Source organism: Photobacterium leiognathi (genome assembly GCF_030685535.1).
Classification (GTDB): domain Bacteria; phylum Pseudomonadota; class Gammaproteobacteria; order Enterobacterales; family Vibrionaceae; genus Photobacterium; species Photobacterium leiognathi.
Window position 1 is genome coordinate 1,805,748 of the sequence record NZ_CP131601.1, and the last position, 15,421, is coordinate 1,821,168.

Here is a 15,421-nt window from a genome sequence, read left to right on the forward strand (position 1 = left end):
AACACTTCCCCTTTTCTCCCGCAAACCTTTAATCATAATTGATAAAAAATCAGCTAGTAAAAGAAATAAAGCAGGCATGAGACTTTGACGGTAGACTCTAGTATTCATAAAAAAACGGTCCCCAAAAGGACCGTTCATATGGATAAGTTAATTCTAAAAGACGTATAGTATTTAATTAAAAATCGTATTTCACATTCACACCGAAGTTACGACCAGGTTGAGTACGACGATCTAAACCATCTGTGGTTGGTTTCGCCCCTTCTAAGTCTTGGTACTGCCAGTATTTCTTATCCAATGCGTTAAATAGACCCGCACGAATCGTTAAGTCTTTAGCAGGACGAGCATAAGTCGTTAAATCTACCACTGTGTAACCAGCAGCGTTTACGTTGTCTTTTTCCTGCCATTTATCTTTCGAAGCAACCATGGTGACATCAATTGCACTACCCCATGTTTCTTCTGGTGAATCGTAACCAAGAGAAACGACAGAGGTTAATGGCGCGACAGAATCCAGTTTCTTACCTGTCTTTTTATCTTCGCCGTTCATGTAAGCAACAGAGGCTCTTGCATAAGTACCCATAGGTGCAGCAATCACTTCATCTAGCCACAATTTAGCACCTAGCTCAGCACCATAGATTTTTGCCTCTTCAACGTTTTCATTGATGGTGTAATCAATGTTATTAACGTTAGTCTTGGTTTCTTGGATGAAGTTTTTGTAGTCGTTGTAGTAAGCAGCAACATGTAGTTCACCAACACGACCATTCGCACGTAAACCTACTTCATAAGAGTTACTTTCTTCAGGTTTCAGATCTGGGTTCGCTTGAATAACATAACCACGTGATGAGTTATCTTTTGCGTAGTACATCTCATATAAAGATGGCGCTCGGAAACCTTGGCTGTATTGCGCGTAAGTGCTTAGATTGTGGGTGAAATGGTATACACCACCTAAACGCATTGTGAAGGCATCACTGTTATGATCTTTTAAACCTGATGATGCTTCTGGTTTCGCTTCAAAATCGTCATAACGCACACCTGCGGTGATCACTGCTTTGTTATCTAATAGATAGATTTGATCTTGTAAGAATACCGCGCGTTTTTCAGATTTCGACTTAGGCACTTCTTCAGAGCCTGGCTTAGATGTGTTGCGATCTAAGAAATAATCGGTGTAGCTAATATCAAACTTATCGTTAACTAAGCTCACACCGTAAGTGAAGTTATGCGTGCTGGAGTCAAACGCCAGCTCTTTACCAAACTGCGCGTCAAACTGAGTACTGCTTTCTTTACCTGAACGGTAACGATCACGGTAGCCATACATATCTGTATGGTCGTAGTTATTGTGCTCTGTTTTACGCTCTTGCCAGTTCAGGTGCCATTTCAAGCTATCGAATACAACATTGTCAGCTTGCCATTCGTGCTCAAAACCAAAACGTTTACGGCTATCGTCATCGTTACCGCTTGTGCGCGTATAGGTAAAACCTGGCATAACAGTGTAGCCATCACGAGATGGGATCGCGCCTTCAGCACTACGAGTGAAATACTCACCAGTAAAACCAATACGATGATTATCGTTAATTTGGTAGATAGCTTTCGTTAACACATTGTGAGAGTTAATATCTTGAGGATCTGCTGACTTGCGGTGAATACCTTTACTCTTATCATGCGTGTTATAAGCATCGGTTTCATGACCATTTCGATAAGTATAAATCACCATGGTTTCCAGATCGCCAGTACGGTTTGCCGCTTCAAAACCCGCTTTATACTCACCATTTGCACTGGCATAACCTGAAGTCACACCGACATGGGTATCATCACCATCAAGCAACATATCTTCTGGGTTTTTAGTACGAAGTAAAACCGTACCACCTAGCGCATCACTACCATACAAGGTTGAAGACGGGCCTTTGTTCACTTCAATTGCAGTTAACGTATCAACTTCATAGTTATTGCTGTTCATACGCATGGCTTCTGCACCTGGATTGTAAGAAGCCATTTGCTCAACACCATCCACCATTACTTTGACTCGGCTACCACTCATACCACGAATAGTAATATCTTCCATACCAAAGCGGCCTTGCCCGTTCACGGATACACCCGGCTCATATTTCAATGCCTGTTTCACATCAACAGCTAAATTATTTTCAATCTCTTCTGCGGTGACCTTGGCAATTGAGGCTGGTACGTTTTTGATGCTCTCTTCAGAGCGAGTACCAGTTACAACAACTTCGTCAAATTGAGAAACATCACTTGAGGCGAAAACTGAAGGTGAAAATGCGGCCAAAAGTGAACTGGCGATAAGTGTTAACTTCTTGTTCATATATCCCTACTACACTACTTATTTCTAATAATTACGTGATCAAACTAAATACCACAGAACCGTAACGATAATTACTATCATTTAGATTTGCAATTATTTTTTTGCTATTTATCAGAAAATTAGTATTTTGGGGATGTCATGACGAGAAGAAATACGGAGAGAAAATAACAAGGATAACGTTTGTTGATGGATGATTTACAGACAATTTATGCGCGAAAAACCAGCAAATAAACCAAGTTCACTACGCTCAATTAAATAACGTTATTTTTCAGTTTAATATGCTTGATAAAACGCAATATGACTGTTAGTATTCGCGCTCGTTTTACGACTCTAAGTAAGGTCGCATTACTTAGTGAATCATTAATCTCAAAGAGAATTTATTATGAAATTTGAAGCAGTAGTACGTACTGACCTAGGTAAAGGTGCGAGCCGCCGCCTACGTTCTGAAGGTCTTTTCCCTGGCATCGTTTACGGTGGCGAAGCAGCTCCAGTTGCTATCACTCTTAAGCACAGCGATGTTATCAACCAAATGGACAAGCCTGAGTTCTACGAAGGTTTCGTACTAGTAATCGACGGTCAAGAAGTTAAAGTTAAGCCTCAAGACATCCAACGTCACCCGTTCAAACCAAAAGTTGAACACATGGACTTCAAACGCATCTAATTGCGGGTTCATAACTCTTTTATAAAGCACTCTTCGGAGTGCTTTTTTTATATCTATTACATTGCCATGCCGCATTTATCAAAATAGCGACTGTTGCGGATCTTCTTCAATCCCTTTGGCCTTATCCAATTCCTGCTGTACTTTTGCACGATGTCGTCTTCGCACTTGCTGCTCTCGTCGACGACAAATATCAAGCACCTGATGCTTTTGATCATCAGTCATTTGCAGCCAGTAAAGACGCTCTTGCCTACTGCGATAACACCCCTTGCAATATCCCCTATTGTTGACTTCACATATACGTTTACAGGGGCTTGGAATATCAAAAAAGTCTTTCTGCTCCATATATCCCCATCCAAACTAAACCCAAAACAGACCACTTCATTTGAGAATAATAGATCATAATGATTTATGCTTTTCTTTAGTGAAATATGAAAGCAAAAGTTTACTAAATAGTTAATTTGGTTTTATTTTTATGAAAAATTAGACGGCTATATCAGTTGATTTCATTACCTCAACTCTGCTAAGGTTATTCGAGTTGTCACGGTTGATAACTAATTATTTACATTTATATCTATAATTCAGTGAATTAAGATATATCAGAGGAGGGAACCATGGATTTTTTTGTACCATCGGCAACAGACCTTGAGCAAGCAAAAACAGTTTATTCATCTATTGCTGCGCATGTATCAGCGCCAGTTCCTAATGATGATAAGCGAGTAAGTAAGCTTGTATGGTCGCATGAAGATACAGTTTGTATTGCTGAAGTTGGACAGCAGCCACCTGAAATTTTCCGTGCGCCAGAAGAGATCCTTGCTATTTTTGAATGTGGTGATGTTTACAAGATCTGTACCCAAAATCGTGGTGTGATTAATTTCGATCCTATTCTAGCTAATACAAAAGATGTATCTAAAGTCGAATACTTTAAATAGTCTTATCGGTTAGCCATAAAAAACGCGCTCATTGAGCGCGTTTTTTATTATTAGGAAAAGAGATAATCAAAGGAGTATTACTCTTTCTCTTCAATGCGATCTTCTGACTCTTCCGCTAGATTTAAAAACTTCAAACCTAAGCTCAAAAGTAATATTGATACTGGTAGAATTAAGATCTTCCAATCGAGATGATCAAAGTTAACCAATACTGCCTCTAAGAACTTCACAAAGAGAATGATCACAATCACTTCGGCTAATACGTTCTTCAAATGCCCAATATTTGGGGTTTTGATCCAAGCCAGTACGTTTTCTTTGTCCGCGTCAGCTGGCTTTTTATTAGAGATAAACAGCGTAAAGACACCGTGAGCAAAAATAAACAACACAAAAGCAATTAAGAAGGTATCTAGCGATTTGATCAAATAGTAAGTCGCGATATCTGCGGTATCTAAATGCGCCAAGCTGTTGTGTGGTACTTCATTAAGAAACACAACAGCAAAAGCGGTATAGGTTTTCATTGCGCCAACAATAAACAGCAATAATGACCCAAAAGTTGAACAGATAATGGCTAACCAGCCAGCATAACGAAACGCGTTAAATGTTTTTTTCATAATAAATAGTTATCTAAAATTTTCGACATTATAAGGAATTAGCAACCAAATAGTTAATACCTTTTAACAATAAAATTAGATAATAAACGCGCTTAAAACAATCCCAATTGTGGTGCAGTGATATCATCGAAGTACTTACCAATAAATGGCAAGATCCCATCAGCAACGGGTTTTAACTGTTTATCAATGTAATGATTGTAATCAATTGGGCTTTGACGATATTCACTCGGCTCTGCCCCTGAGGTAGTAAACACGTACTCAATTGTACCTTTGTTTTGATACTGCCTTGGACGCCCCAATTTTACATTCATTTCATCAGCTAAACGGGCTGCACGTACTTGTGGTGGAATGTTCTTCTGATAATCAGCAAGGTTACGTCGTAACCTTTTACGATAAATCAACTGATCATCAAACTCCCCTGCCAATGTACGCTGGGTGTATTCGCGAATATAATCATCAACAGGCTGATCGTGGAATACCATTTGATATAGCGATTGCTGAAAATGCTGTGCTAATGGTGTCCAGTCGGTTCGTACAGTTTCTAAACCTTTAAAAACGATTTCTTCTTTATCACCACGCCATACTAAACAAGCATAACGCTTTTTACTGCCCGTTTCCTGTCCACGAATAGTTGGCATAAGAAACTTGTGATAATGGGTTTCGTACTCAATTTCTAATGCCGATGTTAAACCGTATTCGTCACAAAGATGATCAGTCCACCACTGGTTAATATACTCAACCAGATCATTGCCTATCTGATCAGCATCTTGCTTTGAATGGGCTTTTTTCAATGACACAAACGTGGAGTCGGTATCACCGTAAATCACTTCATAGCCTTTTGCTTCAATCAATTCACGAGTAAGTTTCATGATCTCATGAGTACGCATGGTAATAGATGATGCTAAACGGTGATCAAAGAAACGACATCCTGAAGAGCCAAGCACACCATAAAACGAGTTCATGATGATCTTAATCGCTTGTGAGAAAGCCTTTTCACCATCTCGCTTGGCTTGATCCCGTGCCGCCCACAACTCTTCAATCATCTTGGGTAAGAAGTGTTTCGTTCGATGGAATCGTCCACCACGAAAACCGCTAATGGCTTGATCGTCAGCTTTGCCCTCTTGCAAGGTTAAACCTTCCACCAGCCCCATTGGATCGATACGAAAAGAACGAATAATCGATGGGTATAGCGATTTGAAATCTAAAACGAGTACTGAATCATATAAACCCGGCATAGAATCCATGACATATCCACCGGGGCTTGCAATCCAGTTATCACTGATCAAGTTCGGTGCAATATAGCCAGCACGATGTAATTGCGGCATATAAAGATTAGTAAAAGCAGCCACAGAACCACCCACACGATCGAGCTCAACACCTGTTAGGCGGCAACGTTCGATAGCAAAATCAAGTAAGTGAGTATGATCAAAAATGCGTGTCACCAACTCACAGTCTTGTAAGTTGTATTTGGCAAGTGAGAGCTTATCGTGACGGAACATATGGTTAATTTCCGCCATACGATCATGAACATTATGAATGGCCTTACCTTCACCCAATAACTCTTGAGAAACAGACTCTAACGACCATGAGCGGAAGTTATAGGTTGCGGTTTTTAGTGTATCAATACCATCCATCACCACACGACCGGGAATAGTAATAAATCCTTGGTTCGGATTTTGCGATGATGGTCGGTAATGCGGTGTTTGTCGTCCACGTCCGATACGTAGATTAACTTTATTCCACTCGGCACGATGGAGCAGCAAACGAAAATCGAAGTCGATAACATTCCAACCGATGATCACATCAGGATCAAACGCAGTAAACCAAGACTCTAATGCTTGTAGCAATGCCTTTTCATCATCAACCCACTCAATCACTAAATTATCGGAATCTTGATAATTATCAGGAGCTTGTCCTACCATGATCACTCGACTATCAGCTTCACTATGTAAGCCCACAGAATAGAGAACGCCCTTCTCTGAACATTCAATATCGAGAGAAACTACGCTTAATTTAGGCACATAATCCGCAGGTTTTACTTTGGTATTGGTAACTTCGGTATACCCTAACTTTACTTTGTGATCGCCAGTAAAAACTAAACCACCACGAACAAAACGCTCCATTAGGAAGCGATCCGCTAAACGTATATCAGATTCAAATACATCAATATATTCTTCTGCTAGTGCTTTGGTTGCACTAAACCCGTCCCGGATTGTTTGGGTGTAACAAGCGGAAATCGCATGATGTTGAAAGGTTTTTAATGGCAGATCGTTGAAGCGAACGGGAATATTGGCTTTCGCTAACACTTGTTGTGCTTGCGCTTTTTGCTCTGTGCGAACGAAAAATACCGGATTATCACCCACAATAGACAGACGGTGCGGCCCTTGCTCTGTTTTTACCCAGAGTATAATTTCCGTTTGCCCTTTAATGTCACGACTTTGGCGAGTGAGTACAAAACCCGTTGTTAACGACTGCAAATAAAACCTCGATTACCTTTTTCTATTCAACCTAGCTTGCTGTTTATCCGATTTTCTTTTCGATTTTTTCAAACTCAGCCACAATCCATTGACCAAATTGTTCTATTAAAAAGAGTGATGCCCTTTTTGGCACTTGCGGCCCATGAATTAAGATCTGAATACGTTCAATTTCTACTGCTTTATCTGGATAAAAATGAAGAAAGTAATCGGCACATTGTTGCTCGCTATAAGCAAGGCTCGATGTACGGTGTGCCACTAACATAAAGCTACTGCGTAACATCTTCTTACCTGCTATACGGCACAGTGCGTTATATTCAGTAACGCTTTTGGTTGCCATGATTTTTTGACGACAATCAGCAAGTACTGCTTTTATATCACCATTAAAAGCTTTAGCTATTTCCCAGCTTGGTTCAAACAGACCAAACTTACTCGCTAAATCTTCACCGTATAAACACACGCTGCAATGTTTTAGCCAGAATCCCCATTTAAAAATTGCGCTAAGTGTCATGACTTCATCAAGAGTAACAACCCGAATATCAACACTAGGCACAACATCATAACGATACGCAATATGGTCACATAACGTTGCGACTGTACATTTTTCTATTGCCGTTAATTCACGATTAACAACCATTGTCAGATTAATATCGGACTCTCCCACCGTTGCACAACGCGCAGCCACACTACCATTTAAATAAATACTGTGAATTTGTTGGGATAGATCTGCTTGTAATTGCTTTACCAGTGTTAGCAATACCGGCATGTAAGGCGCTTGGAATGGTGTAGATTGATCAAGTATTGGTAGTGTTTTCATTACAAATACATACTCGTAAACAGCGTAAAATGTACAATGGCAACAATAACGAATCGAAATAACAGCTCAATTCTTTATGCTTCATCTGCTTATATACTACCAAACCCCGCCTACTAATAGTAAAAACGCGTAATCTGTGTTTTTATGATAAATTTTCGTTCAAATCATCATAGTCATCGCATCTTATCTTGGTTTCAGTATAATCAGCAGTTCTTACAAACCAAGAGACAGATCTAAATCTATGGAAACTCAAAACCTGATTTCTTACGATGACGTTATCGAAGCGGCATACGATATTTTCTTAGAAATGGCGCAAGATAACCTAGAGCCAGCAGACGTATTACTATTTACAGCTCAATTTGATGATCGCGGCGCAGCTGAAATTGTTGAAACTCGTGATGACTGGGCTGAGCACACAGGTTTTGAAGTTGATGGCGAACTTTACGCTGAAGTGATCATTGGTCTTGTTAACGAAGAAAATGACGAACTAGACGACATTTTTGCTCGTATGCTGATCAGCCGTGATCCTGAGAACAAAGGCTGTCACATCCTATGGAAACGCGACTAATCTCGCAGCCATCGTATTGTGTAAATTAATATAGCGCAGATACAAAAAGGCGGTATCGACTTTCTCATATAGGAAAGTGATACCGCCTTTTGTTTATAAGCGATAACGGTTTACACCTTAGTTCGCCAATACACTTGTATCTTGACGCTCACTATGACGAATCCACAGCAAACTAAATACCACAATCAGTGCCATCACAGACAATACCGCACCTAGGTTGAACTGATCTTGTGCGCTCATCGCAGAAGCTGCCAATGTCGCTAAACCTGCACCTAAGTTTTGCAAGCCACCTAATACTGCACCTGCTGTACCTGCGTGTTGTGGGAACGGTTGAATCGCTAAGGTCGTCGCCGCTGGAAATAAAACACCAGCCCCGATGAAGTAAATAAACGCCCCACCAATTAAGCTCGTTACTGTGACTAACCCTTCCATACCAGGGATAATAATTGTCACCGCACCTGCAAGCAATGCGAACATACCAAGAAATAATACACGGTTAGTACCTAGACGCTTCATTAAGATATTAGAGCCCCAAGATCCTAATAAATAACCAGGTAACGGCAGAATGAATAGCCAACTTACCATACTTGGATCTAGCTTTAATACGCTACCTAGTAATACGCCTGCTGATGCTTCAAACGTTGCAACACCAGCAAAAGTCGCAATTAGACACACGACATAACCTTGGAAACGACGATTTGAAAGCACGTAACGATAGCTTACCCACACTCGCTCATGGCGACGATTTTCAATCGGTAAAGTTTCACCAAATGAGCGCATTAATGCCACTGTAACAAGCGCACCAAACACTAATAGGTAAACATAAATCGATTCCCAACCTAGATGCTCTGATAGGTAACCACCTAATACTGGCGCAATCAATGGCGAGAAAATAACACCCATGCTCACTAGGCTGTTTACTTTGTGTAGATCAGCACCATCATAGCAGTCACGTGTCACTGTACGGCTCATTGCACCACTTGTACCTGTACCCATACCTTGAATAAAACTTGCTAATAATAAGATTTCAAAGCTAGGTGCAACTAACGCGATCACCGTACCAATAAGGAAAATCACCATCCCTGAGATCATCACAGGACGACGACCAATACGGTCAGATAATGGGCCATAAACGAACTGTGACAAGCCGTATGGGATCAAATACGCCGCCATTACTGCTTGTAAGTAAGCCGCTTTAACACCAAAGTATGTTGCCATTACGGGGATCGCTGGCACATACATTGTTTGTGTCATTTGCCCTACGGCAATAAAGATAATGAGCAAAAATAGGAACTTGCCCATACTAGAAGACGATTGCTTAACCACAACCATTACCCTCAGACAGAATAATATCTCGTAAAAGATTCGAAATATGAAAAAACGAACCCATAAAAAGAATAAAATTCCAATTTAAAAACAAACAACAAAAACAACGTTTGATATTTACTATTATATTAGAATCTATGACTAAAAAAGATACGAGATGTTAATCCTCTACATGCATTTAAACAAGCAGATATTGCAGTAACTAGCACGAAATAATTTTAATTTTGGATTAGATTTTCTAATGGTGAGAATTTACTGGTTATGAAAAGCATATTCATTCAGGCACAAAAAAGCCCTGCATCAAACAGGGCTTTTATCATTAACATTAAAGGTAATAGTCAGAATTAGCTTTCAAAATTAAAACGATGGTGACCATGACTTGCTTTGGTCTTTAGATAACTTTCATTACCATCTTTAACATGTGCTTTAGTACCAACGACTTCCACGATGTTAATGCCATTTTCGCTCAGTTCACGGATTTTTTTCGGGTTGTTAGTAACAAGGCGAATATCCGTTAGACCTAAGGCTTTAAGCATTTGTGCTGCTTCACCAAATTCACGTAAATCGTCACCAAAACCTAGATGATTATTCGCTTCATAAGTATTCATACCTTCACTTTGAAGCTTATAAGCATCAATTTTATTGTAAAGACCGATACCACGACCTTCTTGGCGAAGATAAAAGATAATACCGCCTAACTCACCCATCTTTTCAATGGTTTCATCAAGCTGCTCACCACAGTCACAACGTGATGAGTGAAAAACATCACCCGTTAAACACTCAGAATGCATACGTACTAATGGCGCGGATGTTTTATCAGCATCTTTAAAAATCACCGCAACGTGTTCTTTACCAGACTCAAGCCCATTGAACGAAAGCAAATCTGCAGGAATATTGCTTTTAAGACCGACTTTAAAAGGCACTCTCGCCCTAACATTTACCATATTCTTCCTAAGCACTTTGCTAATACTCAATCATAATAACTGGATTACTTATGATGACTATCGTCGTAATTTCTTCTTTCGTAGATAATAGCGAAAATTGTCATCTGACAACAGTACTGCACATTCAAACAGAAAGTATTACGTTATAAATTCCTGTAAAAGATCATCGCTAAATCATTTTTATTGCGATTGCTACAGGTGACCTCAACAATGATAATTGTCTTTTGTTATAATATAACATATTTAATAACCAAGCAATTGACTCAGGTAATTAGCTTTGATCGGCAAGTGCCATCAACTTAGATAAGATAATCTCGCCAGCTACACCTAAACCGTTATGCTCATACTCATTAGTTATCCACGCTTTTGCTGAATGCATTGATGCTAGTGTTTGGCAACTTAAATCATATTCAACATACATATCATCCACATAAACAGCAGCAACAACTGGGACTGTATTGTTCGCAAGTTGCTCTGCATCATAAAGCGCAGGCCAATCTGTTTTAGCTGCAAGTATGTCAGCAGCGGCCTTTAGTGGTTTCAAACACTCTAGCTGTTCAAACATCCACGAATAAACCATTTCACCTGTGAACATAAATGGCTGCCCTTCGGCGTAATTAAACACTGGGTATTCATTACGTACTCGTTCTGCTGACCAGTTTGATGCTTGATGTTGACAATAAATAGACTCATGCAAAATCGCATAAATAGGATTAGTTTGGTAACTCTGCTCTGAAAGCATCTGTTGTAAGAAGCTATAACTCAGTTGTGGTTTTCCATTTACCTCAATGAAAGCTTCATCTAGCACGTAATACATAGCAAGATCACCACCACTACGGCCCAAATTAATTCCCCATAATTGGAATTGTTCAACCGTAAAGCGCTGAGCATTAGGTAAGCGAACATCATTATTTAATAGATGCTCAGCAATCTTGATACATTGCTGCTGCGCTGCCGGAAAGCGCTCAAAGAATTTTGTATTTTTCCCCAATACACGTTGATAAGTGGCACGATACACTTCATCAGCATGACCTGTGATAGGTGGAATACCACCCGTTAGATAAGCACGAGTTAAAGATTGAGGATAAAAAGACAAATAATGTAGCGAGCAAAAACCACCGAAACTTTGCCCTAAAATAGACCACTGTTTAATACCTAAGGCTTCACGAATGAACTCCGCATCTCTAACAATGTTGTCTGCTCTAAAGTGGCTTAAATATTCAGCTTGTTGCTCTGGCGTTTTCATTGCCAGTGTTTGATGCGTAATTGGGGTACTTTTACCTGTACCGCGCTGATCTAACAACAATACACGGTACTTAGTTAACGCTTGTTTTAACCAACCTGCATTTCCAGTTGGACGAGGAGATGGAAAACCAGGACCACCTTGTAGATAAACTAACCAAGGTAAATTTGAATTATCATTATTTTGATGGGTTACTTCACGAGCAAAAACATCAATATTTGAACCATCAGCATTGTTATAATCTAGTGGTACTGAAAAGTAATGAGGTTTAAATAATAAACCATCGCACTTAAATGCATCTTGCACTTTGATATCCTCTTGTAATTTTTTGCTGCATGAAAAGATAATATACTTTTACAAACTGGTTAGTAATAGGTTAAGCAACACTCTTAATGGCATTTTCATACTAGCAATATATTCATAAAAAGAATTTGAGATTGAAAGATATTCTTGAAGCAAATAGAATATCCACAACTAAGATACTCAGTCATTTTTATTTATGAACAACACTTTATGGCTTCGTTGGCGACAGCCTTTAATCATTTTTATTTTGGTTTTACTGACCCTTTCAATGATGCAGAATTTCATTAAATACGCATTGTTTGAACATGAGCTTAGTCACCGTGTTAACTTACCATTAGATGTTAACGATGCAAATGCCATTCTTATCAGTACAGCGATTAATAATCTATTGCCTGAACTATCAATGACATGCTCTGATGATGATATCGATGCGCTGCGCCTAGCAAATGACACTTCAACTAATATTCAATTTTTGCAGTTAGTCACTACTGATAAGGGTTGTTCTATCTATGGCAATGTTGCACCTGTTGGTGATGATAGCCATGCAAGACATAAAATAACGGTAGGAAATTTAACCATTTCTCCCTACACCAAGAACCGTGTAAAAGTGATCTATCATCTAAATAATGGCAGCTATGTGTTAGCTATATCAGAGCCATTTAGCCAATTTTTATATAGAAACCAAACAAATAAGCATAATATTGCTGTCTATTTGATCTACAAAGATCAACATATCCATTTACAAAGTAAAAAAAGCCTATCTGAAACATATCAAGTATTTCAAAAGTCATTAACGCAAAATTTTATACTTCAAGTTTATGCCACAAAGAAAGGTATTGATGATCTAACAAAACCAGATATTGCATTTATTAATCTATTCTTGGTACTCATATTATTCATTTTCAGCTTTTTACTGGGATTAAAAAACACTCACCAGAAAACTGTTAAATCAATGATTGAAATTGGGATCCGTAAAAAGGAATTTATCCCTTATTATCAACCTATTATTAATAGCCTTTCAGGTGAAATTATAGGCTGTGAAACCTTATTACGTTGGCATAAATCTAACGGTGATATCATACCGCCAAATGCCTTTATTGATATTGCTGAGAAGAACAAACAAATATACGAGATCACAGATCTACTTATTGATCAAGTTACTGCTGATATTTCCAGTTTAAAAGGCCTTGATGATCAGTTTTATGCAAGTATTAACGTTCTACCACGTCAATTAGAGAATCAGACCTTTGCTACTAAGTTACTGCAAAAGCTATCTGAGCATGAGATGCCAAACCATCGTCTAGCGATTGAAGTGACTGAGAGCACTCCATTTACTGATCTCAAATCAGCTAAAAGTGTTATGCAGCGCTTAATCGATAATGATATTTCAATTAAATTAGACGATGCGAGTACCGGTTTTGGTGGTTTCAGCTACTTGCAACAACTGCCATTTAATACCCTGAAAATAGACAAAATGTTTATTGATACCATTGGTACATGTGACGTTAAAGCTAACATATTAAATGCCATTATCACCTTTGGTAAGAAAGCGAAATTAACTATGATTGCTGAAGGCGTAGAAACATTAGACCAAGTAGAGTACCTAAGAGAGCAAGGTGTGTACCTTATTCAAGGGTTCGTGTACGCCAAACCTATGCCATTTGATGAATTAAAAACATTTATTAATGCTTGTAAAAGTAATGATGATAACTGCCTTGCTTGTCGTTTAGACTAAAATAACAGAGCAATATATCGTCTGTATAAATACAATAATTTAGATGTAAATATACTCACTTTTCATTATAGGAAAGTGAGTTTTTTATATCATAAATATATAAACCACTATCAATAAGCCACACAGTTTTAGTATCTTGATTTCATTTAAACAATAAAAAGAATAATCTTATTTAGTTGCAAATACTCAATAATATAAAGATTGAGTTCGATAATAATGGAAATAAATTATCGCAGGCACGCTATATTTCTTATTTAAAATATATGCTAAACCTATCCCCTTTAATTTATTACAGAGATTTATTCATCATCAAGTTTCGAAAGAGAGTAATAGTTAGTACCGTGATACATTTTAATTGCAAATGATATATATTCTCATTCAAAGATTTCAATTTTGGAATCTTTCTTTTGTTATTTAAATAACGCGGATAAAGAAAAAAAGAGTATATTGAAGTCATCAACGAAGTAGATATATTTATCACTAACCGTTTGCCATAAATAGACTTTTATGGCAGGAGATGATGTTCCTCCTTTAACCGCCTTTTCAAATAAAAGGATAATGACGTCTAACAACATTCGGCTTTAAATAGTCGAGGACCGTGTATTTGTTTAAATGGATATTTTACAGTTCGAGTTAGAATTGTACTAATTTATGCATTCGTCGCGTTGTTATTTCATTTTTGTCCTCTTCTATTTTCTGCTCGATAAAGAATTATCAATTCAACACGGCTAAGCGTTATAACTCTCCCCTATTTTGAGTTTTATAATTCGCAACGCGGTGTCAAGTGAGGCAGAGCAATGCAATACTCAACTGAAGTACAAAATATGTGTCCTATCTCTCGTGGTCCTCGTCACGAGTCTGCACCAATTCCTGTTGAAGGTCGTTGGATCAATCCAAAAGACGTTATTGCAATTTCTGGTGTTAGTCACGGTGTTGGTGCTTGTGCGCCACAACAAGGTGCTGCAAAACTAACGCTAAATGTTAAAAACGGTATCATCGAAGAAGCACTAATCGAAACTATCGGTTGTTCTGGTATGACTCACTCTGCGGCAATGGCTTCAGAGATCATCACTGGTAAAACAATCCTTGAAGCACTAAACACTGACCTAGTGTGTGATGCTATCAACGTTGCAATGCGTGAAATCTTCCTTCAATACGTTTACGGTCGTACACAAACTGCATTCTCTCTAGACGGTCTACCAATTGGTGCTGGTCTTGAAGATCTAGGTAAAGGTCTACGTAGCCAAGTAGGTACACACTACGGTACACGTGAAAAAGGCCCTCGTTACATGGAGATGGCTGAAGGTTACGTTACTAAAATTGCACTAGATGATAACGACGAAATCATCGGTTACCGCTTCGTTAACATCGGTAAGATGATGGAATCTATCGGTAAAGGTGTTCCAGCTGCAGACGCGATGGAACAAGCAACTGGTCAATATGGTCGTTTCGACGAAGCGGTTCGTACTATCGATCCTCGTCACGAATAATCAGCCAAGCTG

The 15,421-nt window shown here is 38.8% G+C and carries 13 protein-coding genes, 1 pseudogene and 1 riboswitch; of the genes and pseudogenes, 5 read left to right on the top strand and 9 right to left on the bottom strand.

Going from position 1 to position 15,421, the window contains the following annotated elements:
- Positions 1-175 precede the first annotated feature (175 nt).
- Positions 176-2,311 carry a TonB-dependent hemoglobin/transferrin/lactoferrin family receptor gene (locus Q7674_RS15360; RefSeq protein WP_045063125.1) on the bottom strand — a complete coding sequence of 712 codons (2,136 nt, stop codon included), beginning with the start codon at positions 2,309-2,311 and terminating at the stop codon, positions 176-178.
- 382 nt (positions 2,312-2,693) lie between these two features.
- On the opposite strand from Q7674_RS15360, the gene rplY reads away from it, so the two are divergent.
- Positions 2,694-2,972, top strand: coding sequence for a 50S ribosomal protein L25 (gene rplY / locus Q7674_RS15365; RefSeq protein ID WP_045063124.1), 279 nt, complete (start codon positions 2,694-2,696; stop codon positions 2,970-2,972).
- 78 nt (positions 2,973-3,050) lie between these two features.
- Here the strand turns inward: rplY and Q7674_RS15370 are convergent, their stop codons facing one another.
- Together Q7674_RS15370 and Q7674_RS15375 are read right to left on the bottom strand one after the other, a co-directional pair.
- Positions 3,051-3,194: a hypothetical protein gene (locus Q7674_RS15370; RefSeq protein ID WP_008987197.1), complete on the bottom strand. Its 144-nt coding sequence runs from the start codon at positions 3,192-3,194 to the stop codon at positions 3,051-3,053.
- Between the two features lie 12 nt (positions 3,195-3,206).
- Positions 3,207-3,314: pseudogene (locus Q7674_RS15375) on the bottom strand (DUF1289 domain-containing protein); the annotation flags it as partial.
- Positions 3,315-3,583: 269 nt separating this feature from the next.
- On the opposite strand from Q7674_RS15375, the gene Q7674_RS15380 reads away from it, so the two are divergent.
- Positions 3,584-3,901: a hypothetical protein gene (locus tag Q7674_RS15380; protein WP_008987198.1), complete on the top strand. Its 318-nt coding sequence runs from the start codon at positions 3,584-3,586 to the stop codon at positions 3,899-3,901.
- Between the two features lie 77 nt (positions 3,902-3,978).
- Here Q7674_RS15380 and Q7674_RS15385 read toward each other — a convergent pair whose 3' ends face one another.
- The 3 genes from Q7674_RS15385 to Q7674_RS15395 form a co-directional block, all read right to left on the bottom strand.
- Positions 3,979-4,509, bottom strand: coding sequence for a YqhA family protein (locus Q7674_RS15385; RefSeq protein ID WP_023931974.1), 531 nt, complete (start codon positions 4,507-4,509; stop codon positions 3,979-3,981).
- Positions 4,510-4,601: 92 nt separating this feature from the next.
- Positions 4,602-6,986: a DNA polymerase II gene (locus Q7674_RS15390; protein WP_305422752.1), complete on the bottom strand. Its 2,385-nt coding sequence runs from the start codon at positions 6,984-6,986 to the stop codon at positions 4,602-4,604.
- Between the two features lie 43 nt (positions 6,987-7,029).
- A complete protein-coding gene (locus Q7674_RS15395) occupies positions 7,030-7,800 on the bottom strand; it encodes a hypothetical protein (protein ID WP_045063122.1) in 771 nt (256 codons plus the stop codon).
- 241 nt (positions 7,801-8,041) lie between these two features.
- Between Q7674_RS15395 and Q7674_RS15400 the strand changes: the two genes are divergently transcribed.
- Positions 8,042-8,368: an HI1450 family dsDNA-mimic protein gene (locus tag Q7674_RS15400; protein WP_023931971.1), complete on the top strand. Its 327-nt coding sequence runs from the start codon at positions 8,042-8,044 to the stop codon at positions 8,366-8,368.
- Positions 8,369-8,485: 117 nt separating this feature from the next.
- Here the strand turns inward: Q7674_RS15400 and emrD are convergent, their stop codons facing one another.
- The 3 genes from emrD to Q7674_RS15415 all read right to left on the bottom strand — a co-directional run bounded on the left by emrD (position 8,486) and on the right by Q7674_RS15415 (position 12,187).
- Positions 8,486-9,700, bottom strand: coding sequence for a multidrug efflux MFS transporter EmrD (gene emrD, locus Q7674_RS15405; protein ID WP_045063121.1), 1,215 nt, complete (start codon positions 9,698-9,700; stop codon positions 8,486-8,488).
- Positions 9,701-10,038: 338 nt separating this feature from the next.
- The gene (locus Q7674_RS15410) at positions 10,039-10,638 is read right to left on the bottom strand and encodes a GTP cyclohydrolase II (RefSeq protein ID WP_045063120.1); all 600 of its coding nucleotides are present in this window, start codon (positions 10,636-10,638) and stop codon (positions 10,039-10,041) included.
- Positions 10,639-10,909: 271 nt separating this feature from the next.
- Positions 10,910-12,187, bottom strand: coding sequence for an alpha/beta fold hydrolase (locus Q7674_RS15415; protein WP_045063119.1), 1,278 nt, complete (start codon positions 12,185-12,187; stop codon positions 10,910-10,912).
- 265 nt (positions 12,188-12,452) lie between these two features.
- Here Q7674_RS15415 and Q7674_RS15420 point away from each other — a divergent pair, with 265 nt between their 5' ends.
- Both Q7674_RS15420 and Q7674_RS15425 read left to right on the top strand, forming a co-directional pair.
- Positions 12,453-13,919: an EAL domain-containing protein gene (locus Q7674_RS15420; RefSeq protein WP_305422755.1), complete on the top strand. Its 1,467-nt coding sequence runs from the start codon at positions 12,453-12,455 to the stop codon at positions 13,917-13,919.
- Positions 13,920-14,423: 504 nt separating this feature from the next.
- A riboswitch (Fluoride riboswitch) is annotated at positions 14,424-14,494 on the top strand.
- A gap of 222 nt (positions 14,495-14,716) precedes the next feature.
- Positions 14,717-15,409, top strand: a complete 693-nt coding sequence (locus tag Q7674_RS15425; RefSeq protein WP_008987207.1) for an iron-sulfur cluster assembly scaffold protein — start codon at positions 14,717-14,719, stop codon at positions 15,407-15,409.
- Positions 15,410-15,421 lie beyond the last annotated feature (12 nt).

Excerpts from the sequence above, each read along its gene's own strand:
- Q7674_RS15370 (WP_008987197.1), bottom strand. The coding sequence starts at position 3,194 with ATGACTGATGATCAAAAGCATCAGGTGCTTGATATTTGTCGTCGACGA.
- Q7674_RS15410 (WP_045063120.1), bottom strand. The coding sequence starts at position 10,638 with ATGGTAAATGTTAGGGCGAGAGTGCCTTTTAAAGTCGGTCTTAAAAGC.
- Q7674_RS15360 (WP_045063125.1), bottom strand. The coding sequence starts at position 2,311 with ATGAACAAGAAGTTAACACTTATCGCCAGTTCACTTTTGGCCGCATTT.
- Q7674_RS15380 (WP_008987198.1), top strand. The coding sequence starts at position 3,584 with ATGGATTTTTTTGTACCATCGGCAACAGACCTTGAGCAAGCAAAAACA.
- Q7674_RS15395 (WP_045063122.1), bottom strand. The coding sequence starts at position 7,800 with ATGAAAACACTACCAATACTTGATCAATCTACACCATTCCAAGCGCCT.
- Q7674_RS15400 (WP_023931971.1), top strand. The coding sequence starts at position 8,042 with ATGGAAACTCAAAACCTGATTTCTTACGATGACGTTATCGAAGCGGCA.
- rplY (WP_045063124.1), top strand. The coding sequence starts at position 2,694 with ATGAAATTTGAAGCAGTAGTACGTACTGACCTAGGTAAAGGTGCGAGC.
- emrD (WP_045063121.1), bottom strand. The coding sequence starts at position 9,700 with ATGGTTGTGGTTAAGCAATCGTCTTCTAGTATGGGCAAGTTCCTATTT.
- Q7674_RS15425 (WP_008987207.1), top strand. The coding sequence starts at position 14,717 with ATGCAATACTCAACTGAAGTACAAAATATGTGTCCTATCTCTCGTGGT.
- Q7674_RS15385 (WP_023931974.1), bottom strand. The coding sequence starts at position 4,509 with ATGAAAAAAACATTTAACGCGTTTCGTTATGCTGGCTGGTTAGCCATT.
- Q7674_RS15420 (WP_305422755.1), top strand. The coding sequence starts at position 12,453 with ATGATGCAGAATTTCATTAAATACGCATTGTTTGAACATGAGCTTAGT.